The organism is Methylocystis parvus OBBP, from assembly GCF_027571405.1.
In the GTDB taxonomy this organism is placed as follows: domain Bacteria; phylum Pseudomonadota; class Alphaproteobacteria; order Rhizobiales; family Beijerinckiaceae; genus Methylocystis; species Methylocystis parva.
Map to the genome: position 1 here is coordinate 91009 of NZ_CP092970.1, position 25053 is coordinate 116061.

Annotated in this window: 20 protein-coding genes and 4 pseudogenes; 2 read left to right on the top strand and 22 right to left on the bottom strand. The window is 59.0% G+C overall.

Translation table 11 applies throughout. The annotated features are described in order from the left end of the window. Positions 1 to 111 precede the first annotated feature (111 nt). The 10 genes from MMG94_RS21340 to MMG94_RS21385 form a co-directional block, all read right to left on the bottom strand. Positions 112 to 447, bottom strand: a complete 336-nt coding sequence (locus tag MMG94_RS21340) for a hypothetical protein (RefSeq protein WP_154420476.1) — start codon at positions 445 to 447, stop codon at positions 112 to 114. A gap of 144 nt (positions 448 to 591) precedes the next feature. Continuing rightward, on the bottom strand, positions 592 to 1242 hold the full coding sequence (locus tag MMG94_RS21345; RefSeq protein WP_154420474.1) for a hypothetical protein: 651 nt from the start codon (positions 1240 to 1242) through the stop codon (positions 592 to 594). A 21-nt stretch (positions 1243 to 1263) separates the two neighbouring features. Next, positions 1264 to 2949 (bottom strand): methanobactin biosynthesis FAD monooxygenase MbnF, encoded by a 1686-nt coding sequence (mbnF, locus tag MMG94_RS21350; protein WP_016921441.1) that lies wholly within the window; start codon positions 2947 to 2949, stop codon positions 1264 to 1266. Continuing rightward, a complete protein-coding gene (mbnM, locus tag MMG94_RS21355) occupies positions 2946 to 4259 on the bottom strand; it encodes a hypothetical protein (RefSeq protein WP_016921440.1) in 1314 nt (437 codons plus the stop codon). The genes mbnF and mbnM overlap by 4 nt, the downstream gene beginning before the upstream one ends. Then, positions 4256 to 4843, bottom strand: coding sequence for a methanobactin biosynthesis protein MbnC (gene mbnC, locus MMG94_RS21360; RefSeq protein ID WP_016921439.1), 588 nt, complete (start codon positions 4841 to 4843; stop codon positions 4256 to 4258). Before mbnC ends, mbnM begins: the two co-directional genes overlap by 4 nt. Further along, entirely contained in the window at positions 4815 to 5645 is an 831-nt protein-coding gene (mbnB, locus tag MMG94_RS21365) for a methanobactin biosynthesis protein MbnB (RefSeq protein WP_016921438.1), read from the bottom strand. Before mbnB ends, mbnC begins: the two co-directional genes overlap by 29 nt. A 106-nt stretch (positions 5646 to 5751) precedes the next feature. Further along, the gene (gene mbnA / locus MMG94_RS21370) at positions 5752 to 5859 is read right to left on the bottom strand and encodes a methanobactin (protein ID WP_154420472.1); all 108 of its coding nucleotides are present in this window, start codon (positions 5857 to 5859) and stop codon (positions 5752 to 5754) included. 129 nt (positions 5860 to 5988) lie between these two features. Continuing rightward, positions 5989 to 7149, bottom strand: coding sequence for a methanobactin export MATE transporter MbnM (locus MMG94_RS21375; protein WP_016921437.1), 1161 nt, complete (start codon positions 7147 to 7149; stop codon positions 5989 to 5991). Continuing rightward, complete coding sequence (locus MMG94_RS21380; RefSeq protein ID WP_016921436.1) at positions 7146 to 8114, bottom strand: MbnP family copper-binding protein; 969 nt, start codon at positions 8112 to 8114, stop codon at positions 7146 to 7148. Before MMG94_RS21380 ends, MMG94_RS21375 begins: the two co-directional genes overlap by 4 nt. Positions 8115 to 8193: 79 nt before the next feature. Next, on the bottom strand, positions 8194 to 10782 hold the full coding sequence (locus tag MMG94_RS21385) for a TonB-dependent siderophore receptor (protein WP_081495728.1): 2589 nt from the start codon (positions 10780 to 10782) through the stop codon (positions 8194 to 8196). A gap of 213 nt (positions 10783 to 10995) precedes the next feature. On the opposite strand from MMG94_RS21385, the pseudogene MMG94_RS21390 reads away from it, so the two are divergent. Next, positions 10996 to 12182 (top strand): annotated as a pseudogene (locus MMG94_RS21390) (IS3 family transposase). 246 nt (positions 12183 to 12428) lie between these two features. Here the strand turns inward: MMG94_RS21390 and MMG94_RS21395 are convergent. From MMG94_RS21395 to MMG94_RS21405, 3 genes and pseudogenes are all read right to left on the bottom strand, one after another. After that, the gene (locus MMG94_RS21395) at positions 12429 to 13373 is read right to left on the bottom strand and encodes a FecR family protein (RefSeq protein WP_016921432.1); all 945 of its coding nucleotides are present in this window, start codon (positions 13371 to 13373) and stop codon (positions 12429 to 12431) included. 101 nt (positions 13374 to 13474) lie between these two features. Further along, positions 13475 to 13963 carry an RNA polymerase sigma factor gene (locus MMG94_RS21400; protein ID WP_016921431.1) on the bottom strand — a complete coding sequence of 163 codons (489 nt, stop codon included), beginning with the start codon at positions 13961 to 13963 and terminating at the stop codon, positions 13475 to 13477. A 1058-nt stretch (positions 13964 to 15021) separates the two neighbouring features. Beyond that, a pseudogene (locus MMG94_RS21405) lies at positions 15022 to 15756 on the bottom strand (IS110 family RNA-guided transposase); the annotation flags it as partial. 224 nt (positions 15757 to 15980) lie between these two features. On the opposite strand from MMG94_RS21405, the pseudogene MMG94_RS21410 reads away from it, so the two are divergent. Further along, positions 15981 to 16223 (top strand): annotated as a pseudogene (locus MMG94_RS21410) (transposase); the annotation flags it as partial. 125 nt (positions 16224 to 16348) lie between these two features. Here the strand turns inward: MMG94_RS21410 and MMG94_RS21415 are convergent. The 9 genes and pseudogenes from MMG94_RS21415 to MMG94_RS21455 form a co-directional block, all read right to left on the bottom strand. Beyond that, positions 16349 to 16600: pseudogene (locus MMG94_RS21415) on the bottom strand (transposase domain-containing protein); the annotation flags it as partial. After that, on the bottom strand, positions 16530 to 17186 hold the full coding sequence (locus MMG94_RS21420; RefSeq protein ID WP_016921426.1) for an IS66 family transposase: 657 nt from the start codon (positions 17184 to 17186) through the stop codon (positions 16530 to 16532). The gene MMG94_RS21420 and the pseudogene MMG94_RS21415, both read right to left, overlap by 71 nt. A 61-nt stretch (positions 17187 to 17247) precedes the next feature. Next, entirely contained in the window at positions 17248 to 17571 is a 324-nt protein-coding gene (gene tnpB, locus MMG94_RS21425; RefSeq protein ID WP_195840192.1) for an IS66 family insertion sequence element accessory protein TnpB, read from the bottom strand. A gap of 26 nt (positions 17572 to 17597) precedes the next feature. Further along, positions 17598 to 18005, bottom strand: coding sequence for a transposase (locus MMG94_RS21430; RefSeq protein ID WP_154420470.1), 408 nt, complete (start codon positions 18003 to 18005; stop codon positions 17598 to 17600). A gap of 268 nt (positions 18006 to 18273) precedes the next feature. Further along, entirely contained in the window at positions 18274 to 19401 is a 1128-nt protein-coding gene (locus tag MMG94_RS21435; protein ID WP_081495727.1) for a radical SAM protein, read from the bottom strand. A gap of 324 nt (positions 19402 to 19725) precedes the next feature. Next, complete coding sequence (locus MMG94_RS21440) at positions 19726 to 20598, bottom strand: TniQ family protein (RefSeq protein WP_195840191.1); 873 nt, start codon at positions 20596 to 20598, stop codon at positions 19726 to 19728. Beyond that, positions 20595 to 21476, bottom strand: a complete 882-nt coding sequence (locus MMG94_RS21445) for a TniB family NTP-binding protein (protein ID WP_016922186.1) — start codon at positions 21474 to 21476, stop codon at positions 20595 to 20597. The genes MMG94_RS21440 and MMG94_RS21445 overlap by 4 nt, the downstream gene beginning before the upstream one ends. Before the next feature lie 12 nt (positions 21477 to 21488). Beyond that, positions 21489 to 22937 (bottom strand): transposase family protein, encoded by a 1449-nt coding sequence (locus MMG94_RS21450; protein ID WP_270111553.1) that lies wholly within the window; start codon positions 22935 to 22937, stop codon positions 21489 to 21491. 369 nt (positions 22938 to 23306) lie between these two features. After that, the gene (locus MMG94_RS21455) at positions 23307 to 24740 is read right to left on the bottom strand and encodes a PepSY-associated TM helix domain-containing protein (protein ID WP_154420466.1); all 1434 of its coding nucleotides are present in this window, start codon (positions 24738 to 24740) and stop codon (positions 23307 to 23309) included. Between the last annotated feature and the right edge of the window lie 313 nt (positions 24741 to 25053).

The window sequence follows — 25053 nt, forward strand, 5'->3', positions numbered from 1 at the left end:
TCGCGCGAAAACAGGCGCGCCTGCATCGGTTGTATCAACCTCACTGCACTTAGTGTGTCTTCAGAGAAAGTTTGTCGCAATGTTGACGACCCAGGTTTAGCGCGATCAAACCTATTCACCAACAGTCTTTCCACGCCGACTTCGCCGCGGCTTTCGAGTTGCGATTTCCTGTGCGATTGGATGCCTGCGGTCGATCGCCAGATCCTCGAGAGGAGCAACGAATACTTGCTGCCGCTCCAATCCATCGTCCAAAACAACCTTGCAAATGATTCCGCCTGCGCAATCCGCCCGAAATACGCCTGTGATCTTCAGACGCGGCGCAATGCTGACGTTGCCGGTGCGCACTTTCAAAAACGCCAACAGCGACGGCCGACAATGTGCGTATAGAGGCAGATGTCGCTGAAGGCGCCAAATCAGCTTGTCTTCGTCTTTCGCCGACCAGGACATGTTTTGTGCTTTCTCCGATTGAACTTGAAGAAACTCATTCTCCGAGCGCACCTCAATGCAGGGCGGCGGCGCGCGCCCTCGCGCCACTTTCGAAAGAGATCGACGCGAGACGTTGCAACACTTCCGCAAAACGTTTCAAATGCATCACCTCTTTCCTTCAGAGCGCAGCTCACCGGAGCCTGTCGACTTCAGTTCCTGCGATTGGCCAATAAAGTCCAGGAGCTTGGTGCGTCGAGACGCCAATCTCTGCCGCTCTCTCGAGCCCAGATCGGGAAACGCGGCGGCGCGATCACATGCCGAAACGATCATGGCTACAGTCTCGACGGTTATCTGCCTGGTGAAACAGTTCTGCCAATTCTTCAGGAGCTGGACGAAGTCCGCATTGAGCTCCTGGCCGTCCGGCCTTTTATCCACTGCGTCATTATTGGACGCCCCAATTCTAGCGCAGTCGTCCGCGGTCTCGCAGACCGCCAGCAATCCATCGCGATATGCCCGCGCGGCGTTAGCGGCGCCGAGAGCATGACCTTTATCGCCATCATGCAAAACGGAGTCGGAGTTCGAATGGAGCGTCCTGAGCACGGGACATCCAAATCCGACTTGACGACTTGACGCACAAATATAATTGCGTCGCGCGGCTTCAGGACTATCCAATGCGGATAAAGCCGTCGTCGGCGTGTTGGCGACGGCGCCAAAAAGCAAAACGATCATCGAAAAGATGGGATGGCGAAGGGCGCCGATCCTCGCTCGCTGGACGATGAACGCGTTATAAACTTCGTTTGTTTCGAGAAAATGCATGAATCATCGCTCTTTGGCTCATTATTCGCCGTGAAGTCTTTCCGGGATTTGGGTTCCTACCCAAAATCCTTCGCCTCTTTGGACCGACGGATCCCGGAGATGGGTCATCGGAGCTAAACATGCGGCGCTGTTGATAGCGCGCTCGAGCGCTTCAGTTGGATCTGCGGCGCAAGAAAGTGATCGCCACGCAATAAATCCATCGGGGCGAACAAGTAACGCTCCGTCAGGCTGAATGCCGGTTCTGGCAAGGAGCAGCCGGCTCGAGTCGATTAGATCGACGCCGATTTGATAAGCCATCACGGGGACAGGCAAGCGACGCGTGATGGCGCGCGCGCCCTCGATCCAATTCGAACCAAGCGGCCCGGCGAGCAATACGAAGTTACTTCCGACGAGATCATGCGTTGAAATCTCGGCGCCATCGCGCATCAACAAAACATGCGCAAGGCGGGTGCCCGGCTTTCCGCTCGGATGCATGGTATCGTCCGTCGGAGAGCCGTCATCAGGCTCCTCAAGAGAAATTGCCGGCGAGCGATAGCGATAGCTCATCGCGACATCGAGATTGCTGACGCGGCCGAAAGCGTCGGAGAGATCGGAGCGATCCTGGCGTAGCCGCTCGACGTAATTCTCGGTCGCACGCGCGATCGAAAGCTGCGCGACGGGACGCCGCTCCGCGTCATAGGTGTCCAGCAAGGCTGGATCAGCCTCGCCTTTGATCATCATGGCGAGCTTCCAGGCAATGTCTACCGCATCCTGGATCGCGGTTTGGCCGGCGAGGCCTCCGACCGGCGGCATGATATGGGCGGCATCGCCAGCGAGAAACACGCGGCCGAGACTCATCCGTTCGGCGAGCAACGCCGACATTCGCCAAGGAAGGACGTCGAGAATCCTGACGTCGAGATCTGGCTGACCGAGCGCGGCGCGCACGAGCTTCTCGCAGCGCGCGACATCGAAGTCCGAGTCGGCTTCGCGGGTCGGATCGTATTCGATATTGAGCTGCCCGCGGTCCGGATCGTCGCAGCTGACGAAAGCACCCGTGAAATCCCGATGACGCAGGTAACAGAGAAGGAAGCCGCGTCCTCCCATAGCGATCGAGAGATCCGCCTCGAAGAGAATGGACACCGCGTGAGATATGCCGTCAATTCCAGCCATGTCGAGGCCGAGCGATTTGCGGATCGCACTGCCGGCGCCGTCGCCCGCGACGAGATAGTCGGAGGCGACGGTCGTCTCTTCCCCGCTCGCGACGTCGCGCAACGCGGCCCGAACGCCGCGCGCGTCCTGAGAAACCGCCGCGAGCTCGGTCGCGAACCGGATATCCGCGCCGAGCATGCGCGCGTGTCGCAACAAAATCGGCTCGACGCGATCCTGACCCGCGCTGCACATGAGGGTCGGAGAGAGCCGGCGCGTATCGAAGCCGCCGGGCGAGTCCATGGTCTTCATCACGGGGCCGCAGACGGTTTTTGCGATCGTCACCGTATTGTCGCCGGGCGCAGCGCGACTAGCGCGATGAAGATCAGCCTCGAGTCCGGGAACCTGCCTCAGCAACTCCATGCTGCGCAGATTGAGCCCATGCGCGCGCGGATGATCGCAGAGCGTCGCGCGGCGCTCGACGAGCAGGCACGGAACACCTCTGAGCGACAGCATCAAGGCCGCTGTCAATCCCGCATAACCGGAGCCGACGATCAGGACCGGGACATGGTGTATCGTCATGGTCCGTTCCCTTTCGACAAGGCGAAGTTCTCGCCTCGCTCAACGACGAAGCCGAAACGGGGAGAGCGATCGAGGCGACGCCAGAGCCATGCGGTGGAAGCGGCCTCGGGAAGGATCAGAGAAGAATAAGCGACGACCGGCGAGTCGAGCGAGAGGCCCATTGCAACGAGAGGCGTCGCCAATAACCACAGCGCGACGCCGTCGGCGGTGGCCACTGCGCCGAAATTTCCGCGCGCGTGCAGGATTGCCCTCAGAACATTCGCCACATAACGGAAAGGAAGTGAGATCGCGGCGGCCTGAATCAGCGCCGACCACCATGGTCCGTGCTGACCGTAAAGCTCACCGAGCGCGTCGCGGCCAATGAACAGCAGCATAGCACCGCCTGCCGTGATCGGCGCGCCGGTCAGCCAGAGCCTACGCATCGATGCGGCGCGTTCATCCTCGCGCAAATTCGCCAATCGGAACGCAAGGAAGCGCATCAGCGCCATAAATGGCGAGAACAGGACGAGCAGGAAGGTCTGTCCGGCGGCGTAGGAAGCGAGGCGCGATACCTCATAATTGCCAAGCCATGGCGCGGCGAACAGAGCGAGGCTGAACAGCACAGCCAACTGCAGGGACAGGATGCGCTGCGCTTCCCATGCGGTCGAGCGCAGAAACATCGACGCCCACGAACGCTGCGGAACAGCGATCCATCCGATCGCGTGAGCGGCGAGCGTGCCTCGGCACCAGAGGGTCGACGCGACGAGGATGATCGCGCCGGCGACGAAGCACCCGGCAAAACCAAATCCGAGATGCTCCATGAGTAGATAATTTGCGGCCGCTTTGGCGACGAATTCCGTCAGCTTCCAGCGCACCACCGCGGCGCCGAAGCCCAGAGCGTGAAGCGCGAAGGCGCTCGTGTTGGTCAGGAACCGGAAGGGAGCGGCGAGAGAGTACCAGAAGACGGCTTCGCCGATCAGCCTCGCGACCTCACCGTCGCCCGCAAGGGCCTCGGCCAGAGCCGGATAGGCGGTGAGGCCGAGTGCGCAGCAGCACAGACCTGCCACCAGGGCGAGGCCGAGAGTGCGACCGACCATTTGCGCCGCCCCCCCGTCTCGCTGCGCTTTCGCGACCGCAGTCGAGGCGACGGCTCCCATCGCGCTCATCAGCACGAGATCGACGACCGCGAGCCGCGTCAGCATCGCATAGGCGCCGGACGCGGCGCCGCCCAGGCGTCCCACCATCGCCATATCCGCCTGCTGCGAGAGTTGCGAAGCGCCGATGGCCAGCAAGAGCGGCCAATATCCGCGCCAGAAGCCCTGATCCCTCATCGAGGGATCGGCTGCCAGCCGGGAAAGTGGTCGAGCTCGAAGGTCGGCGTGTAGAAGCAGCCGAAGAGTCCGCTCGGGGAGGGCAGAGGTTTCTCGAACTCGATGCGTTCGACCGGGATGACAGTGGTCGCGAGGCTGTTCAGCTTCCAGCCGACGACGACCGAGCCCTCGAGCAAGCGGCACCCCATTATGATGACGCAGTGATCGGTGTCGCGGTCGGTGCCGATCCAGCGCCCGCCTGCCGCGCTCATCATTTTCAACAACAGATCCGTATCGAGCCGGTCGCGAAATTCGGACTGCAGCAACCATTCATAGACCCACAGATAAAAAGCCCAGTTGAACGACACTTTTTTTTCCTTCGCCCATTGCATGAAAGGGAGAAAGATCGTGCGCCCGTCCGGACCACAGAGGTCCAGCAATTGCGGAACCTGATCGAACAAAGTGTGCCAATAGGCGCGAATGCTGATGTCGACCCGGACATAGCCGCGCGAATCGCGGGGATAGGCGTCCTGCCGGGCCGGATCAGCGAAATCCTCGAGAAGGTCGGCGTCGATCCTAACCGGCGCAGGCGATAAGCGGCCCATGAGCCTCCTCCTCGGTGCGGGGGAAAATTTCGCGCAGGCGGCGCAGATCGACGGAGATCGACTCGTAGTCGATCTCGAAATCGCGCTCATAGGTGATCGTCGCACCGGGCTTGTCGAAGTCCGTTCGCATTCTGCGCAGGAAATCGAGCGTCTCCGTCGACATCTCACGGTCATGCGTGTCGACGATGACATCGTCCTCGATGAAAGACGGCCCATAGCCGGCCACGTGAAAATGCTTGGTGTCGGCGACGATATCCTTCCACATATCGACCGGAGCGCCGCAGTTGAGCATTGCGACGACTGCGTTCGAGGCGTCAAACAGCACCCCGGAGCCGGTCTCCCGACTGAGACGTCGATAGAAGTCCGGCGCATCCCAGCCGCCTTCCATGATCGAGGGGTAATTCTCGAGATAGAGCCGCACGCCGAGCATCTCCTGCCACTGCTCGACTCGTTGACGCACCGAGTCATAAGCGGCGTAATCGATCTCGCCGAGGTGAAAGAGGCGTCTTCCGTCATGACTGAAGTGCAGAAGGTGGTCCGACACATAGAGCGGTTTCATCGCATCGATGAAGACGCGCACGCGCTCGGCGAATTTGCGGAGCGATTCGCGATCATTCTCGAGATGCCGCGAGAACATGATATGGAAAGCGACCGGGCAATCGAACGCATCGGTCAGATCCTCGACTGGAAAGTGCAGAAAATTGTCGATCAGCAGCTCCACATAATCGATCTGTCGCTCGCGGACCATGCGCCGAACCATGTCGAGCGTGCCGTTCAACGTGAAATTGAATCCGATCTGCATATCGAAACGCCCTCCTGGGAATCGGAATCGCCCTTCGTGAGAGCGACGCGGCGAAGCGCCGCCCCCGGCTGCAGACCGAGGGCGACGTAGAGCAGACCAGGTGAGATCAGGCCGGGCCGCAGCCGCACTGGCCGCCGCCCGAGCATGAACTGCAGAATGCCTGAACGCGGCCAATAACTGGGAGGATTTCCTTCTTCACGATCTTGATAGCCATCGTTGCTTCTCCTCAACGGCGTTGATTATAAAGTCCTCGCTGAGCCGTAGTTTGATACACGCCAGACAAGGTGGTCTTCCGTAACGCCGCAACGGAAGACAATGGGAATGTTCCTTGCAATAACCTAATCTACTTGAGTACGGCAGACTTGACCCAAGGGTCTGAAAAGCGCGGCGAGGTCAATAGAGTTTCATCCGTCAGCGTTTTCAGAAAGGCGACCAGATCCGCTTTCTCCTGCGAAGTTAGATCGATCTTAACGATCAGCCCGCTTTTAAGCGGACTGGCACGTCCGTCGCCAGCGTTCGGGCCGGACTCTATTTTCCGTCCGCCCTGCGAATAAATCTCGATCACGTCTTCAAGCGTCGCTACGCTGCCGTCATGCATGTAGGGCGCGGTCACGGCGATGTTACGCAGACTGGGCGCGCGGAACTTGCCCATGTCGTCGGGATCGCCGGAGACATCCATCAGTCCCAGATTTGGAGCGGGATAGGCGCCCTTGCCATCGATATTGTAAAGCCCTGTATTGTGGAAGGGTGTTTCCGCCTCGCGCGTCTTCCCATGCACAAACTGGTCGTCGAGATTCACGGTGCCATGACAATGATGGCACTCGGCCTTCTCTCCAAAATAGAGGTCGTGGCCGCGCTGCTCGGATTCCGAAAGTTTGATCTTGCCCTGCAGATATTGGTCGTAGCGGCTGTTGAACGCAACGACGCCCCGTTGGAAGGCGGAAATCGCTTTGATGATCGTATCGAAGCTGATCTGATCCTTCTTTTCCGGAAAAGCTTCGGCAAACCAATGCGGATAATCCGGATCGGCACGCAGTCTCGCGACGATCTCTTTACGATTGCCGTCATTGACGCCCATCTCGATCGGATGCTCCCCATATAAGGGGTTCTCCATCTGGCGCTCGAGCGTCACGAGCGCCGGATTGGCCCATGTGTAGGTCGCGTGCCAGGCGGAATTGACGATGGACGGTGCGTTGCGCGGAGTATGCTCGCCCGTAGAGCCGATGCTCGTCATGCGGCCATCCGTAAAGGCGCGTTCCTGGAGATGGCAAGAGCTGCAGCTCAACGTCCCGTTACCCGAGAGGCGCTTGTCGTAAAACAGACGGCGCCCGAGCTGGAATTTGGCCTCCGACATCGAATTGTCCGCCGGCACGCGCGGCGGCGGGATATAGGACGGCAGGTCCCATGTCCATTGCGCGGGCGGCGAGGGGTCGGCGAAGACATGCGCGACCGTTGCGAGACCTGACGCCGCAAGGACGAGCATGAGGAGAGCGGAGCGTCTCATTGCTTGCCCCTCGCATCCTTCGCGGGCGCAGCGGCCCCAACCGAAAAGATTGGCGAGACGCCGGACTTGGTTTGCTTGCCCGCGTCATTCGCGCCCGGCGCCGTATCAGTGAGGTTGAGGCCAAGCGCCTTGAACACCGCCGGACATTCGGGATCATCGAGGCCGCTCATGCAGCCCACCGCGCCGCCCTTGTCGACGGTAATGTCGCTGTTCGCGAGCAATGTGGTTAGGTCGACGTCGATTTGCTGCGTTTTCGGATCGAAGCGGTCGAAGACGACGGCGAAGCGATTGCCATGGGCGCAGGAAACGATCTCGCCGGTCGCAGGATTGCCCTTACATCCCGTCGAGCCGAGATGCACCATCCAGCCCCGCGATTTCGATCCGTCGGTCTTGACGACGGGAGCGGGCGGATAGACCTCGAAGGTGAAGAAGCGGCGCCCCGCCTGCCAATTCCACGCCATGCCGGCGATGTCGAGCGGAGGCGGCGCGGTCTCGACATTGGAATGATTGATCGAAACGGCCTTGCCGTCGACCATGCTCTCGACCGGCGCGCCTACCGAGAATGAGAGGCCAACATACGCGCCGCGCGGCACCGTTCCGATGACGCGCGTATTCTTGGCTGGATTGCTCTCGCTGCATGCTGCGCTTCCGCCGCGCGCATCCTTGAAATCAAGCAGAGCGACATCGGCATATTGCCAGTCGTTCTGCTCCAGCGACACCGGCGTGTACGCGCCTTTGGCGTCGATCATCTCGAAGCCGTAGACATAAAAGCGGGCTTCTTGCAGCTTGCCCGGAAGACGGTCAGCGCCGAGATTGCTCAATGGGGCGCCGCAGCCCACTTCCCGTCCGTCCGCCATCAGCGCGAAATTGATAGCGACCGGCTGCTGCTTCGCCGAAGCGGCCTGACTCACTGACGCCGAAAAGACGGCCATCGCAAGGACGATCGGAATGACCGAAATGCGCATTCATTTTCCCTTTCTGCTTCAGGGCTCATTAGACGCCGCTATGCGCGACGGTCTTGATGATTCGCACGCTTCAAAAGAGCTAGAATTCCAACCGCAGGGAGCCGATTATGGTTCGCGGGGTTCCGGGCATGATCTGGAACCGTGATGCCGAGCTCGCATAATAAGTCGTGTCCAAGAGATTTTTGGCGTTTAGCTGCGCCGTCAGATGCGCTGGACCGACGTCGAAACGGTAGGCGAGCATTCCATTTAGGATCGCATAGGCAGGAATCGTGAACGAGTTGGCGTTGTCGCCGAAAGCGCTTCCCACGACCTGCGCGCCGCCGCCAATGCTGAGACCCTTGAGTAAGCCGTCAGCGTCATATTTGACCCAAAGATTGCCCATATTCTTGGGAACGGTGGGAAGCCGATTTCCGGCAATAAACAGCTGAGTGTTGATTTCGGTGAGCGGATTGTAGAGCGAACCTTTGGTGACGCGTACGTCGTCATGTGTATAATTGGCGATCACGCTCCAATTCTCGTCTATTCGCCCCTTCAGATCGACCTCGAATCCTTTGCTCTCCGCTTCGCCCGCGACCAACGTGTTCCCGGGATTAGTCGGATCCGGCCCCGGGACGTTCGTCTTGACAAGGTCGAAGTAAGCCAGCGTCAGCAAGAGACGCTTATCCAAAAATTCAGCCTTGATGCCGCCTTCCCATTCATAGGACCGGACCGGTGGCAATGGTGTCGGAATCGCGCTGCCCGCGTTGAGTCCGTTATCGGCGTTGAGCGATTTGGTGTAGTTCGCGTAGAATGAGAGCCACGGCATTGGCTGAATAGTCAGACCGACACGAGGACTGAAAGCCTTGCTCCAATTCGGGCTCACAATCCAAGCGGTGCGCAGATCGTTGTTTTTCACCTGCCAGTCAACTTCCGCCCAATCGTATCGACCGCCGAGAAGCAGATGGATTTTATCGTCCCAGAATGAAATTGTGTCCTGGGCATAAACGCCCTTCCAGGATTCCGCATTTGTGGTGAATAGGTTCGGCGTCACGCCAGCAAAGTTGCTTCCATAAATTGGGGCATAGATGTTGAACGTGGGCAGATATTTCGACGCCGGAACGACAAGATAGAAGGGCGCGAGCGGCTGGTAATTGCTATAATAGTCAAATCCGACCAACGTGGAGTGGCTCAGGGGACCGGTGACGAACCTACCCTTCAGATCCAGATTTGTGGCCATGCCTTGATTGGTGACGGACTGGTAATAGGAGCCGCGTGTCAGGACGCCTGTCGCTTGATTGAGGCCGATGATGGACACGGACGATAGATCTTGACCCTGACTCCTATAGTATAGCCTATTCGTCAGGCTCCAATTTTTGTCGATGTCGAAAGTCCAATCGTATCCATAATATCTAAGGTCGAAGCGCTGCGGAAGCTTGCCGGTGTACGACGGGTCTTGAAGATAGCGTGTGATTGGAATCGACGCCGGCCTGTTGCCGACCGCGACGGTGTTGGACTCGGGCATGACCACGTCATGCATGAACTGCAAGTCGATATTGGCCCTGAATTGGTCGTTCGGGCGGATGGAGAATGTCGGAGCCAGGAAGTAATATTCTTTGTTTGCAAAGTCCTGGAAGGAGTCGGAACGCACATAGCTCCCGTTGAAGCGATAGGCGAGCGTTTTCTCCTTGTTCAAAGGCGCCGTGGCGTCCACCGTGGTCCGGGTGAAGCCATATGAGCCGGCCTGCTCCTGCACAGAATAATAAGGCGTGTCTAAGGGGCGTTTTGGCACGAGATCAACCAAGCCGCCAGGCTCGGATCGCCCATAGAGCATCGCCGCGGGACCTTTCAAAACGTCAACCGACTGAAGATTGGCGGTATCGACGTTCATAAGTTGGTATTGACGCAAGCCGTTGAAGTAAATGCTTGTATTCGTCGAAAAACCACGAATCATAAGGCCGGTGTAGAAGGAGCTGTTGGGCACGACGAGAACGCCGCTGGAATTGCCCACGACAGCGTTATTCAGGTCGATCGCCTGCTGATCGTCCATCGTCTCGCGCGTGATGACCTGCACCGAGAATGGCGTCTTCATCAAGGGCATGTCGGTCTTCAGCGTCGTGCTCGCCGTGTCGGCCATGTAGCCCGTCAGCCGCCCGCCCAACGCCTCTTTCCCGGTCAGGGGACCGCTCGCGGCGCCGGCCCCGGACCGGCCGCCGCCGCCTTGGGAGACTGCCCGGGCTGGCCGCGGGCGCGCTGCGGCTACGTCGATCGTCGGTAAGGAACGCGCCCCGCGCGGGCTGGCGTCGTTGGCCGCATTGCCAGCTTGGGCCAGCACCACTGAAACCGTCTCACCGTTCTCGCTGAGACGATAATGGAGGCCGGTTCCAAACAACAGCGCGTCAAGCGCGCCAGCGAGTGAATAATTGCCGGCTAAACCGGGCGTTCTAAGTTTCGCGGTGAGATGCGAGCGATAGATCAAGCGCACGCCGCTCTCGTCCGCCAGCCTGTTTAATGCAATGTCCATTGATCCCTGGGGGATTTGATAGCTTTTGACCGCCTCGGTGAATTCCTTCTGCGTCATTGATGCATGGGCGATCGCGGGGCTGCCGAGGCCGACGACCTTTACTCCAATTCCGATGGCTATGGCGGTCGTTCCCGTTAGTCTTTTCTTCTGCCCGCACTTGATCGCCATAACTAACCCCTAAAGGAAATCCGGGGACAATTCGTCCCTCTAATTTCTTTGACGATCAGGGGAGGAATTTGGAAACGTTCCGCACTGAAAATTTTCTTTGATCGGCGCTGATTGCTACTGTTTCGCCATGCGCAGGATCGAAAGGTAGCTGACCTGCCCCTGAAAAACTCGTCCAGCTTGGATTAGAGTCCGGCCTATTGCAGGACGGACGAGATGAAGAAGAAGCGGTTCACGGAAGAGCAGATCATCGGGATTTTGCGGGAGCAGGAAGCGGGCGCGAAGGTCTCGGATCTTGCGCGCAAATACGCGGTTTCGGAGGCGACGCTCTACAATTGGAAAGCCAAATTCGGCGGCATGAACGTCTCCGAAGCCAAGCGTCTGAAGGCGTTGGAGGACGAAAATGCGAAGCTGAAGAAGCTTCGGGCCGATCAGTTGCTCGAAGCGTCGGCGCTCCGGGAGCTTCTGGGAAAAAATGGTAGGGCCCGCCGTCAAGCGCGAAGCCGTCGCGCACCTTCGGGCCGTCATGGGCCTGTCGGAGCGTCGGGCCTACGACATCGTCGCCATCGACCGCACGACGGTCCGCTATGCGCCAAAGCGGCCGGTGGATAAGGAGTTGCGCGAGAGACTTCGGGAGCTCGCCAATGCGCGCCGCCGTTTCGGCTACCGGCGATTGTTCGTTCTGCTGCGTCAGGAAGGCGAGCGCTCCGGCAAGAACCGCATCTACCGGCTTTATCGCGAGGAAGGGCTCACGGTGAAGAAGCGCCGCGCCCGCCGTCGCGCGGTTGGAATGCGGGCACCGAACCTTGTCGAGGCGAAGCCGAACGCGCGTTGGTCTTTGGACTTCGTGCACGACCAGTTCGCCTGCGGCCGGCGGTTCCGCATCCTCAATATCGTCGACGACGTGACGCGCGAATGCGTGGCGGCGATCCCAGACACGTCGATCTCGGGGCAAGCGCGTCGCCCGGGAGCTGTCGACACTGATCGGGCGGCGCGGCAAGCCCGGCATGATCGTCTCCGACAACGGGATCGAGTTCACCTCGAACGCCATCCTGTCCTTTGCCAGCGAGAGCAAGATCGAGTGGCGTTACATCGCGCCGGGCAAGCCGATGCAGAACGGCTTCTGCGAGAGCTTCAACGGGCGCATGCGCGACGAGCTTTTGAACGAAACGCTTTTCCTTAGCCTCGACCACGCGCGCGAGAAGATCGGCGCCTGGGTCAGCGACTACAATCATCGATGCCCGCATTCATCACCCGGCTACGCAACGGCGGCAGAATATGGGGCCAATCTCACCGCAACAGGCGACCGGCTGCACAACCCCGACCAGCTCCGCCGATCGCCTGTTGCTACATCCGCGCCCTCGGGCGTATCAAACGCCGGGACTCTAATCGCCACTGGATGAAAGTTCAGGGCAGGTCAGCCGCACAAGAGCAGCCGCGTTTTGATTGAGGTCGTCCTCGGCCAAGCAGATCTGCCAACCGGCCCTGACGCTCTCTAAACTATGAGATCAATCACATTTTCTGTGATTGGGCGATTCCGCCCAATCACAGCGTGAACTAGGGACAAACTGTCCTTCTATTTCCCTTGACGGACGGGAGTTGAATTCGGAAACGTCGCCATTGAAAAATTCTTTTGGAAGCGTTGGCCGCTATCCGTGCAGAATGACAAGATAGTTCGTGAGGCGAATAGCCTTTATGTCCAGAGATTCCTCAATCACTTTGAGCGCGCCGAGCGGATCGTCAGCATCGAAGACGCCACTCACCCGCAGCTCACGCACCGCTGCGCTCGGCGTCAGAAGATAGCCCTGATGGTAGCGGGCAAGAGTCGCCACGACCTCGCCCAGCGGCCGGTTCCTGAAAATCAGTTTGCCGCGGCGCCAGGCTGTTTCATCATTTACGTCAACGATCGTGGGACTAGAAATCGACGTCTCTGGCCCAAAAATGCTTTGCTGCCCCTCTGACACGACCTTTGCGCCCCCTTGGCTGGAAATGGTGACGCGATGCTTAGCTACCGTTACTCGCGCTATATCACCGATTAAGGCAATATCGAAGGTCGTCCCCAGCGCCGTCACCGAACCAGACGCCGCCGCAACGACGAAGGGCCGAGCTGCATTCGGCTCTGCTTCGAACCAACCCTCGCCCTCAATCAACGTCACCTTGCGCTCTGCACCGCGATAATTGACGGCAATGGCGGACTTGCCGCCCAGATGGACACGCGATCCATCGTCCAGGGTGATGGTGCGAGTTTCTCCCGCTACCGTCCGGAAGTCAGCACGCAGCAGGAGAGATAGTTCGTTCCAGGAGAGCATAAGCACGAACAAGGCCACGAGCGCCGCAGAAGCAACAGAGGCGATGCGGCGCTGGCGCGAGGCGAAAGCCCCGACGTGCGCCCTTTCCGGCCGTATTGCGCGGACCTGGGAGCAAAGAAGCTCAATTTCCTCGAACGCCTCTCTATGCTCCGGCTTCTCGGCCAGCCATTTCTCAAAGGCGCGACGATCCGACCGAGGCATGGCGCCGGCATCGCGTTTCACCCACCATTCGGTGGCGACGTCGTGAATATCGTCACCCTTCGATCTGTCATGTTCATCGTTCATGCGGGCAATGCCATGCCTCCCCTCGTCCCGTCCCGCCGCAGGCGTGTCCCTATTTATATAGAATTACCCGAAGGGAAAAACCAAGAACCTTGCCTGAAAGATCATCGCAACGCCTTCCTACAGCGCTGAATGGCAGTTTTCATATGTCGCTCGACCATCTTCCTTGAAATGCCCAATCGCTTGGCGATCTCATCGTGACCAACGCCCTCATACATGCGCATCATGAAAACTTCCCGGCATTTTGGGGGGAGCGCCCCGACCGCCGCAGCAAGCTGTCGCGAATTGTCGAGGGCTTCCAGGCTTTCTTCTGGCGTTGGATCGGACGACAGCGCGTCAGGGACGCGATCATCGAAGACCAAGACCTTAAAATCATTGATGCGGCGGCGCGTGAAATCGGTCGCCAGATTTGCAGCCGTTCGACGGAGATAAGCCGAAGGATCGGCGATATCCTTTCCGTCATGGGTCGCGACGAGGACCCTGGCGTATGCTTCCTGAAGAAGATCCGGAGCCTCCTCCCTGCCGACTCGGCGGGTCAGAAATTTGAGAAGCTCCCTTTTGTTGTTCTCGAAGAGATGGCGGATGAGCTGCATCTTGCCCTCGGGCGCTAAATAGTCTGAACGCCGGTTCACCCCCAAGAAGCTCGAGCGGCGTCAGAAATAGGCGACAATAGATCGCCGAAAGCCTCTCGACTTTTCGGGTCGAGGGAAAACGGATGGGCCCGCGCTCACGCGGAGCAAGTTTTTTCAGGAAACAGGCGGCGCGCGCGACGACCAAGTGATCAACCAGCCTGCGACAGGCCTGGGATCATCGAAGTCCCAACGATGAGAAATACGACCCGGCTCGGGGAGTAGGTCGACGACGGCGCTGTAAATGACCGCAAAAGCGAGCACGGAGGCCGCGCGGGCGCTGGCTAGGCAATAGGCGCAGCATTTGGCCTGATCATTATGACCATCCGCCGGATCACCGTCGCCGTTAGGGCTGCATGGAGAGACTGTGGCCTCAGCGGTCGGATACAAGCCCAAGGAGTCTGCCCAGTTGACGGGGCGGAGAAGCGGCGCGAACTGAAGAGCAAACAAGCAAAGCACGGCGCAAGCAACAACTGCGCGCCGAAAGAAATCGTGTTTTGCCCGCCCCAAATACATGGCTTGTGAAAATGCCATGAGGCTTGACAATGTCAAGCGCTAGCTTTGGAAAATTCGCCAGCCACGGGAGTGGCACGTCTCAAAATAGTAGATGCAAGCTGCTTTTCTCGTCCAGCGTGTGCGCGTTATTCGCTAGGGCGATCGGGTGAAGAAGTGGGTGACAAGATGCGTCTGAGCTGAATCTGTCGGAATCCTCTGAGAGTCCTCTCTGATTGGGGTCGTTGGCGTCAAGCCGTCCTGTCGCAATCGTAACTCTTTGGCAATCGTAACTCTCTTTGCTGGTCTCGTTCCCGTGGGTCACACGCTTCTCTTCGCGGTCGGCGCGTGGCCGCCGCATGATGGGGTCAGAAAGGCGGGGCGTCTCAATCTGTTTCACGACTTTGCGGGCCTTCGCCGGCAGGTTCGAGACTCTTAACGAGATCACCTTGCCCATCGTCCCCACGGGAACGATCCGGATCGCTCTTTCGAGCGAATGCTTTGTGTTCGTCTCCCCGCTTTGGCTCGGGTTAGGCGACCAGAGCGACCGCCGCCGCGGCGGGCTCCTTGCCAAAGCGGAATTCGACGCCATCGGTCCACATGCGATGCAGAATGACGGCGAGTTTGCGCGCCACCGCCACACGGGCGCGCGCCATGCCACGATGTTTGGCGACCTTCACGCCCCAGGCGCGCAGAGACGACCATTTGCGGCTGCGTGTGAGCAGCGTGTGCGCCGCCTCGTAAAGCGCCGTGCGGGCGAGTTCGTCGCCGCATCGGCTGATCCTGCCCTGGATGTCTGTCTCGCCGGACTGGTAGCGGGCCGGCGTCAGGCCGAGATGCGCGCCAACGTCTCTCGAATGCTGGAAGCGATCCGGGCGGTCGATCGTGGCGCGGAAGGCGAGGGCCGTGATCGGACCGACGCCCGGAGCGCTCATCAAGCGGCGACAAACCGCCTCCTTGCGCACGACCTCGAGCACCCGCTTCGTCAAACGAGCGAGTTCGCGCAGCATCGTGACGAGGATTGCGAGAAGGGGCTCGACGAGCGGCGTCGCCTCGGAATCACCGCCGGCCAATTCGCGGACGCGTTCGACAAAATCCGCCCGGCTTGGCGTGCCGAGCTTGACGCCGGCTTCCCGCAGGATCGCCCGCACCACGTTTTCGATCGATCGCATTTCGTTGAGGATAGTGCGGCGCGAGACAAGAAGCGAGCGCCATAGGCGACATTGCCGGCTCTTGACATGAACCTGCCGGAACCAGCTTTCACGATCCGGCCCGTCTCGTCAACGATACAGATCGAAGTCTCTTCCAATGACACGTCGAGTCCGACAAAATATCTCATGGCTGCTCCTTCCCGATGCTCGTGGCGATTCGACACCGACCACGTTCTCACATCTCGACAGGAGCAGCCGCCCATCCGGGAGTAGACCCCAATCACCCCATCTGTTTGAGAATGGTTGAAGGCTTGTCGCTGGCGTGATTCAAGCACGGGATGTGGACCCGAGCGAATCGCGCCAAGATGGCCGCCATTGAAAAGCAAACCAAGCGGTATCCGACAGATTTGACCGACGAGGAGTGGACGCGCGTCGAGGCGTTTCTTCCGTCGCCAGCGCGGCGAGGACGAAAGCCCTCTGTGGAGTTGCGCGAGGTTTTGAACGCCATCCGCTACATCGCTCGCGCCGGCTGCGGCTGGCGCATGCTGCCGAAAGACTTTCCGCCTTGGCAGACCGTTTACTGTAAGCGCCGTTCCTCTCCCATATTGGCTTGAACCGCGAGAAGAGCTTGCAATCTATTGCGACAAGCATTGCATATCTTTGGCGCAAAGCTTTGCAAACGATTGGTCGGTGTTGGGTTCGGTGATCAGATCGTCGGCGCCGGCGGGGAAGATTTGAAGGCCCAGGGCATCAGCTCGTCGATGCGCGATTGCGGGTGACCGTTGGCGATGGCCTCGAGGGTCGTCTTCATCCAAGCATAGGGCTCGACGCGATTGAGCTTACAAGTCGCAATGAGTGAAGCGAGACGCGACCAGGAACGGCCGCCTTCATCGTGCCCAGCGAATAGCGCATTTTTGCGCGTAAGAGTCAGCGGCCTGATTTGATTCTCGACCAGGTTGGTAGGCGACGCCCGAACAACCCTTCGAACAAGCGTAGCGAGGCCGCACGGTCTCGATGACGCGATATTGCGCGGGCGTCACGTCGAGGCGGCAGACGCGGTCCTCGCCGATCCGAACCATCTGGCCGCAGCCGCAGGGACAAGCGAGGCTCGAGGGCTCGATCACGCGCTCGACGTGCGGCAGATGAGCAGGAAAGGCGCGCGCAGCGCGGTTGGCTCTTTTGCTCCCGAGCGGGCGTCCCGAACGGCGCGCGCGACCGTCCTCACCTTCCTGGATTTCGGCGACGGCGATCTCGATGTCTTCGAGCATGAGCTGCAATTGATCGGAATCGAACTTCTCCGAGCGCTTGCCGAAACGCGCGCGTTCGTATTCCTTGATGAGCAGCTGGAGACGTTCGACCGTCTCCTTGGACGCGGCCAGCTCGCTCTCGACGTGAAGGCGCGCGGCAAGCTCGTGCTCGGCTCGCTGGCGCTCGCGATCCGCGCGGACCCGTTCGGCCTCGAGCATCGCGCGCTGAGCTTCGAACAACGCGCGCAGATCGGCGGGCAGCTCCGCAAGTCCGGCGGGATCGAAGCTCGGCGTCATGCAACGCAATCTATCTGATGCGAGGCGCCGCGCCGAACGAATAAAACCCGGCGGATCCGAGTCAGTTTGCCGCAGCCGGAGCGGCCATGACCGGCTCGCCGACACGCTTCCAGTTCAGCCCGTCGAACAGCGCTTCGAACTGAACCCGGGTGAGTTGGAGAACGCCACCACCGATCTGCGGCCAAACGAAGCCGTCCTCGGCCAAGCGTTTGTAGATCATGACGAGTTCGGTTCCATCCCACAGCAAAATCTTCAAGCGATCCTTCCGCTTCGAACGGAACACGACGATCAAGCCAGAATGCGAATCGAGCCCGAGCGTGTTCTGCACGAAAGCGGCCAGCGCGTCATGCCCGCAGCGAAAATCGACGGGACGAACGGCGAGCACGATCCGCAGTCCCTGAGCTGGGCTAATCATGCGCTGCGGTCCAACGCCGTCACGATCTCGGCGATGCGTGTCGATGCGGCGTCGCTCTCCAGACGCAGCAGCACCTTGCCGACGACGATCTCGATCTTTGCCGCGGTCTTTCTGTGAGCGGCGACGTCCTCGATTGCAATCTCAACGAACTCGCCAGGCTCGTCGATCACGAGCGCAAGATGCCCCGAGCGCGCCGCGCGACGCCAATGTGTCGGCTGCTGCGAGCGCAAGCCGTACTTGCGCGCCACGTCGGCGACACGAGCCCCCGGCGCAAGGCTTTCCCGAACAATCCGTCCCTTCTGCTCCTTCGACCAAAGCCGACGGCCCGATCGTGAACGACGAAAATCGACGCGTTCGACAAATCCAGCGCCTTCAATCGCATTGGCCTTCGTGCGTGCACTCATCATTGGATCCTTCCAGAGACAGGATGTCTCTAAAAGAATCTCACATCAGCGAATCCGCACGAACCCAAAAAATCAATGGGGCAAAAGCGGCGCTTACTCTACAACGCGGCCGTGGCCGCCTTGCCTTTTGGCCGATCGGCGACGCCTTCGAGCGGGCGGGACAGGAGAAGCATCCCGTGATCGCCAGGGACAGAGCGACAGGCCCGTGAGCCAAATCGCAGAGTTCGGCCAAACAAGCGCTCGGGATTTCTCCTTCAAATTCCGTTATTCAGGGTCGGCTGTCTGACTTTCCTTGGAGTCGTTGACTGAACGCCACCCCTTTTTGTTGAAGGAAAAGATGACGGCGTGAGGCGCGCGGCAGCCGTTTTTCTATCGTTTCGATTCCTCTGCGCAAAGTCTCGCAATGTTCTGGAAAGGGCTTGGGATTGCCAGGATTCCTAATTTCCATTTCTCCAAGACAGGATCGACACCACGGGCGCACCCGGCAGTCCCGGCACTCCGCAATATCCGCTTTCGTCAGAACATCGGCCTGAGCGCTGATTGATGTCCGGTAGGCCGGATTGTTTGTCGACATATTACACGTATACAAATCGCCGTCGCTTGCTATAGCAAGATTGGAAACGCCAGCAGGGCAAATGCGATCCGTCGCCCGCACGGTCATCGCTGCGATCATCGCGCCGAGCAATCCGTAAGACATGACATTTCCCTTCTCAAATTCATCAATGGAAAAATTTATCGCGTCAATTTGCGTGTCGACGACGGCTCGCCAGTCCCCTTCATGATTGAAGCCCAGCTCATCATGCGGCGCCGTCGACGCGGGAACGATCTCGATCACGCCAGCGCCGATGGATTTGAAGTATCTCAACAGGTCCGTGATCGAAAGGCCGGACTGCAAATGTCTGCGTGTGTATGTGCAATAAACGTCGAATGGAATTTCCTCGCATCGAAGCATCTCAATATTACTCATGATTTTGCCATGACTGCCTTGTCCTCCTTTTGTCGGTCTTAGGGCATCATGGATTTTTTCTGGACCATCAACGCTCACAAGCAATGCAAAGCGATATTTGGTGAAGAGAGTGATATGTTCTTTCGACAGAAAAGTGAGATTCGTAACGACGCATAGGGAAGGCCTATTGAGCAAAATTCCGTCTTGCATCAAGACATCTATCTCTTCGGCGACGGCCGTCAGCGCAGGAAGGTTGAGCAGCGGTTCGCCGCCGATAAACTGAACGATTTTTATGAATCGGTGCTCCTGCGCCGCCTCTCGAAATCTGGTCACAGCGAGTTCGGGTGTGATTACGCTCGCTGAGCCCCCATATTCTCCGCCGAGCGCATAGCAGTATTTGCACCCGAGGTTGCATGTCTGAGCGGCGTTGATTGTCAAACGGCTCAACATAGTTCAGACTCCCTTGATCCATAAAAACAATCACCGTCGCCGGAAAGGACTCGCGGGGCGAGGCCGGATAATTTTCTGTGCACCCAATTGAGCCATTGCGCGAGGTCCATGAGAAACCAGACATTCACGAAAGCGCCCGCCAATCGTAGCTCGTTGGACGAGAACGGCTATCCGCTGAGAGCCCGATGTAACCAATCCATAGCAAACCCCTCTCACCACTTCCATTCGGCACGTATACGGCTGTCACGTTGCGCTTAAATGCAAGAATGCGGTGGTTCGTATGCATTGCTGCAGCTTATTTGAGAATCTTTTGGAGCATTATTATCAATTATGCTGCAATAATGATAATGGCTCGGGGCCCGGGTGGGTGCTGAGCATGGTCGAGACGAGTTCGCTAAAGCGCGTGCGGTTTTGACCAATGATTTTGCTTTGGAGCCATGTCAACATGGCGGGTCCTTCGCGTTCGACGATCGAGACTCCCGCGAGAAGCGCAGGGCGTAGCCAAAGCGGTAAGATCGGGTTTGCCGCGGAGGGCAGCGAGATCTGGTTTTCCACGACAATGGCGTCCGCTTCCGGAACGACGACGCCAAGAAGTCGGAAGCTTCCGCTGCGTTTCAAATGTGCTGTTCTTGGGTCGCGTCGCATCAGCAGGAGACGCGCCAGCTCCGTTGGCGATGCCCACGCTCGAACGCCTCGTTCCGCTTCATCGTCGATCAGACGTTGGCCGTCGAGTGCGTCAGTCCAATAGTCGGCGAACGGGGAAGGGTTTGAACGCTTGTCGCCGTCGATAAGCTGCGAACAACATTGCGGGCAAGTGAGACGCCATCCGAGAAGTTGACTTCGTCGTACAGGCTCTGGCCCACTCGAATTCGCTTGGCGCGCGCAAGCCGCGCAGAACTGCATTGGCTTCGCGGCGATCAGTCGGCAGGACTTTGGCAAGATGTTCGAGAGGCTCATTCGTCGAACATTAGCCGCGTCCGTTCTGAACATTGAAGCGACACGAGACGCTTGTTCGTCAGTCAACACTAAATCGACCGCGCGCAGCGATGATATGGCGTCCAAGCAATGGCGAAGCATAGCGAGAGGCGGGACGTCGTAGAAGGTGGCGTGTCGATGAATCCAGGATGACAAGAGTTCATCCGTCAGCGGTGGAAGCACGACCGGCAGCTGGTCGCAATGAGGAAGCTTGGGCGTCACGCGAACGCCGCTTCCATATCGAGTTCTGGCTGCCAACTCTCGATGGCTTCGTCGCAGATTTGCTCTCTTCCAGTTTCAACCGCCTCCACGGCGAGATTGTTGATCAGATGGAAGATGTTTGCCGTGATGCCCTCGGTCACTTGAAGCATCCAACGCAATGATTTCGGGCTGAGCACGGAAGGATTGCGTAAGGGCGTGTTGCGCAGAATGGACGCGACGAGCGCTTCAAATTGTTCATCCGCCGCCCAACGGTTCAACGTGAACTGTTCAAAACGGCGGGCGAGTTGAACATCCCCGCTGATCGCTTCACGCGCTTCGTTGACGCCAAAGCAGACGAGCGAGATTTGGAGGCGATTGCTCAGGAATCGAAGGGTGTTGAGCACGACCCTCTGTTCCCGATAGGAGCCCGCGAGAATATTATGGACTTCGTCGATAACGAGCACCTGAACGCCGATCGCCTCCATGATCCGCAATGCAGACTGCTCCATCTGCGCAATGTCTGCACGGGGGCGCTGTGGCGCGCCGAGGAGCGTGAGCAGTTCAGCATAGAAGCGGCGTTCTCCCGGTCGACTGGTCATCTCCATCGCGAGTACAGGCGTTCGGAGCGCGCCCGTGACCGCATTGAAACCCGGCGGGTGTTCGTCACGGAATCGCTTCATGATCATGGTTTTGCCCATGCCGCTGTCGCCATAAATCGCAACGGATGGCATCCTCGTTCCCCGAGGATGGTTGAGCAGGAGCCCCAAACGGTCGAGGGCCTGTTTGGCCCGCGGATACAGAACCCAACGGCGCGACTTTATTGCGCGGATGCGACGTTCATCGGATTCCGAGAGAAGTGCGGCGGCGGCAGGCGTCAGATGGGAGCTTACATCGTTCATGTCAGCATCCGTTCAGTCCGAGTCTTCAACAAAGGGCACTGGCTGTCTGGAATCGACGCCGCGCAGCGAGCCCCAGCCGTTGCGATCTCCCTTGGATTTTGAACCGGCGGCCTTTCCGCGTCGAGACGCATTCGTCTTCCTTTTCGCGTCGTCAACAAGTTCTCGCTGAGCCATCGCGGTGCGGATAATCGAGCGCATATCGACTTCGCGGCGTCCTTGCGCCAGTAGGGCGCGCCGCGCCGTCAACGCCTCGCGCAGCGTCACTGACGGCAAGGTTACATCGGCATAGCGAGCCTCGATAAAATTGCCGGAGGGTCGCCGAATGAAGATTCGCGACATGTCGCGGGGATCATATTTTACCAGGAGCCGTCGCTTGGTTCTGCCGACATCGGCGCTGAGCGCCGAGGACCAGTAACGCAAATTGAACAGATGGATCCCGTCCGGGCGCAATGTGCGTTCCTCTTCAGGCAAAAAGGTCAACCAGAAGCGCATCCGATCGTGAGGTAAGCGGAGCGGAATGTCTCCCTCGCGTTCTCGCCATACAGCGATTGGCGGACGACACAAACTGCTATGAATCGATTGATGGTACGAACCGACGATTTCGAGGGCAATGTACCGCTCGACTTCACGCAGGGTCAGGGCCGCGTTTAGCTTCGGATCATACTCGCCACGCTCTGCGATATTGCTGGATGTCGAGCCGGGCAGGAGGTGAACGGCGCCCATCTGCGTTCCGATTAGGCGTTCGATATGTCCGCCATAGTGCGGCGTGCGGCATGGCCTCCACTGAATATTCATTCCGGCGTCTTCACAGCCGCGGATAAAGGCGCGGCTGCGAAATTCGGGGCCGTTATCGACATGCAGCACTGCCGGCAGCCCCGCAACCGGCCATAGTTCGTCGATCTCCCGATCCTTCAGCCATGCCGATTTGTCGAAAACCGAATGAAGCAGACAAAGACTCACGGACAAACGAGAGGGAGCGTCCATTGTCAGATAGAAGCCCGTCACCATGCGACTGAACACGTCAATCGCGAGCGTCAGCCACGGACGGCCGATTGGCTCGCGCGTTTCTTCATCGACGACGATGATGTCCGCTCTGGTGTGATCAACCTGGACAAGTTCCAAAGGCTGAGACGCGCCCAGCTCTCCGGGCGTCGGCGTTGTCGCCTTGACGATCGACGTTTCTCCACGTCGCTTCGCTCGCCGTTGAAGGTCGATACTTTCTAAACGATTTTTGATCGTGCGCCAATTCGGCGCCTTAAAACCGGCAGCCAAGCATTTGGTCTGCACTTCGCGAACCAGTCGCGAGAAGGGCGGTCGTGTTGGCTTGAGATAGAAGCGCGAAATTGTCGCGCGGATAATTCCATCCCGCTCCTTGTCCAGCGTGTGATGATCCTTCCGCCGTCCGCGCTTACGATCGACTAGTGCGGAGACGGCTCCTCCCTTTCGAAAGAGCCGGACCAATCGATAAGCCGTGGCCTGGCTCCCAACGATTTACGCTGTTCTTGGAGGGGTCCCGATCGGCGCCGATTGGGACCCCTCTCCATCGTCGAATCCAGGCACAATATCAAAATGTTGAGAATGAACTTCGTGGTGTCATTCTCCCACGCCTATTCACACCCGCTTTCCAACCCGACTTTCGCGCGCTCGCCACCCAAGACAAATCCTGCAAACATCGTCATCGCTACTCTGCATTCGTCGTCCAACGAATTACCAGCGATAGGATCTTTCCCGCCGCCGGAGAGCAGCAACCTCATGTATGGGATGTATTACAAGGCCCGGACCGGAACTGAGCGAGCGCGTAATCCCCCGCCCGAGGGCCAAAAACGCCGGTCACAAGCCATCTCGACTGTTCAACCTAGCGGCACGAGGCGTTAGCCCCAGCCAGGCGGCTATGCCAGGCGTAAAACGCTTCGCGGCGGCTTCGAAGCAGAATACTGCGACAAGCGACACACCGAGCGTCGGCAAGAACAGGCCGATAAGAAGAATTAGCAGCACCAACGCCGGCGCAAGACGCGGCGGCTCGGCGAGCGCCGGCGGTGCGCCGAGCGCGCCCGCTTGACGGCGACGCAGCCACATCAGCAGCGAGGAGACGACGAGCGCCAGGAAGGAAAGCGCTGTGAAGAGGCCGAGAAGTTGGTTCGCGACGCCGAACAAATGCCCTTCATGCGCGGCGATGCCGACGCCGACGACTTTGTCGATCATCGCTTTGCCCGAAAAATCCTCGCGGTTCACCAGAGCGAAACTCGTCGGATCGAAACTCAAAGTCTTCTGTTGTGGCCGGTTTTGCGTCGCCGAACGCACCTGCCAGTTTGGATTTTTCGGCGAAGGCGGCGTGAGAATGACCGGCGCCGCCAGATGCTCGGGGCGCGCGAGCTGGGCGACCCGGTCAAAACCTTCGAGTCGCTTCGAAGCGGCGTCATGCTTCATTCCGGCGTGATCCCTATGCTCCGCATGCTCATCCGCGGCGCGCGGCGCGCTGTTATACTCCGCCATGCGTTGCGCCTTCTCCGACGCCGGCCCCGTTGTCCAGTCGACCTGTTGCTGTGGCTGGGAAGGCGCGTCTCGCGCCATTTTGAATCCCTCGCCCCAGACCACCGTCCAAGGCAATCCCGAGACCAGAAGGAACAGCGCGAAAAAGGAAACATAGAAACCGGTCACCGCATGCAGATCACGCAGGAACGGGCGCCCGTCGCGCGGATAAAGCAGGCCGGCGAGCCCGCCGCCGCGCGGCCACCACATGTAAAGCCCTGTGATGATCATCACGATTGCCCAGGCGCCGGCCAACTCCAGCATGATCGCGCCGGGCTTGCCGAGCAGCATCGAACCATGAATGTCGTGCATGAACGACGAAAGGCGCCATTTCTCGTCCTGGACCGCCAGAATTTCCAGCGTGTCAGGCCGCACCAGAACACGTTGCTCACGGCCAGTCTCGTCCATCACCGAAACGCGCGCTGCGTCGGTGGTGTCTTCGCGTAATTCGAGGCCCTTGATGCGCGAGTCGGGAACAGCGGCGAGCGCCGTCTCGACCTGATCGTCGAGCGAGCGTGGCGCGCCCGACAGCGTCATATGCGTATAGGGCCGATCGAAATAAGCGTCGATCTGCGGCTTGAAGAGATAGACCGAGCCTGACAGCGCGAGGATAGTTACGAAAGGCAGACAGAACAGCCCTGCGTAGAAATGCCAGCGCCAGATCATGCGATAAAAGGCGGCGTGATCAACGCGCCGTCTCTCCCGCGCTTCAATCGAACCGACTGCATTAGTCATCGGGGCCTCCATACCTCTCAAGCGCGTCCGCAAGGCGCTCGGCCCAGACTATGCCGCGAAATCGATGAATTGCAATGGCGCAGAATCGTGGCGGCCCGTAGCGTCGCTGAGCGGAACGCCGAACAATCTCTACATCCAACCATTGACCGTATCGCATAATTAAGCACTCATCCCCGGAAAAAACGGAAGCCTTATGGTGTGAGCCGCTCAGCCACGGTGTCGCTGACGCACTCCAATTTGCTTTGGCCGCCAACAGACGGCGCCGCGCTCGCACGGAGCGAAAGTACAACATAGATTTATATGACAAACTGCA

Bases quoted from the DNA above. Each gene is read 5' to 3' on its own strand.
- MMG94_RS21340 (WP_154420476.1), bottom strand. From the start codon at position 447: ATGTCCTGGTCGGCGAAAGACGAAGACAAGCTGATTTGGCGCCTTCAG.
- MMG94_RS21345 (WP_154420474.1), bottom strand. From the start codon at position 1,242: ATGCATTTTCTCGAAACAAACGAAGTTTATAACGCGTTCATCGTCCAG.
- mbnF (WP_016921441.1), bottom strand. From the start codon at position 2,949: ATGACGATACACCATGTCCCGGTCCTGATCGTCGGCTCCGGTTATGCG.
- mbnM (WP_016921440.1), bottom strand. From the start codon at position 4,259: ATGAGGGATCAGGGCTTCTGGCGCGGATATTGGCCGCTCTTGCTGGCC.
- mbnC (WP_016921439.1), bottom strand. From the start codon at position 4,843: ATGGGCCGCTTATCGCCTGCGCCGGTTAGGATCGACGCCGACCTTCTC.
- mbnB (WP_016921438.1), bottom strand. From the start codon at position 5,645: ATGCAGATCGGATTCAATTTCACGTTGAACGGCACGCTCGACATGGTT.
- mbnA (WP_154420472.1), bottom strand. From the start codon at position 5,859: ATGGCTATCAAGATCGTGAAGAAGGAAATCCTCCCAGTTATTGGCCGC.
- MMG94_RS21375 (WP_016921437.1), bottom strand. From the start codon at position 7,149: ATGAGACGCTCCGCTCTCCTCATGCTCGTCCTTGCGGCGTCAGGTCTC.
- MMG94_RS21380 (WP_016921436.1), bottom strand. From the start codon at position 8,114: ATGCGCATTTCGGTCATTCCGATCGTCCTTGCGATGGCCGTCTTTTCG.
- MMG94_RS21385 (WP_081495728.1), bottom strand. From the start codon at position 10,782: ATGGCGATCAAGTGCGGGCAGAAGAAAAGACTAACGGGAACGACCGCC.
- MMG94_RS21395 (WP_016921432.1), bottom strand. From the start codon at position 13,373: ATGAACGATGAACATGACAGATCGAAGGGTGACGATATTCACGACGTC.
- MMG94_RS21400 (WP_016921431.1), bottom strand. From the start codon at position 13,963: ATGCAGCTCATCCGCCATCTCTTCGAGAACAACAAAAGGGAGCTTCTC.
- MMG94_RS21420 (WP_016921426.1), bottom strand. From the start codon at position 17,186: ATGACGCCGAGCTTCGATCCCGCCGGACTTGCGGAGCTGCCCGCCGAT.
- MMG94_RS21430 (WP_154420470.1), bottom strand. From the start codon at position 18,005: ATGAGTGCACGCACGAAGGCCAATGCGATTGAAGGCGCTGGATTTGTC.
- MMG94_RS21435 (WP_081495727.1), bottom strand. From the start codon at position 19,401: ATGTTGAGCCGTTTGACAATCAACGCCGCTCAGACATGCAACCTCGGG.
- MMG94_RS21445 (WP_016922186.1), bottom strand. From the start codon at position 21,476: ATGAACGATGTAAGCTCCCATCTGACGCCTGCCGCCGCCGCACTTCTC.
- MMG94_RS21455 (WP_154420466.1), bottom strand. From the start codon at position 24,740: ATGACTAATGCAGTCGGTTCGATTGAAGCGCGGGAGAGACGGCGCGTT.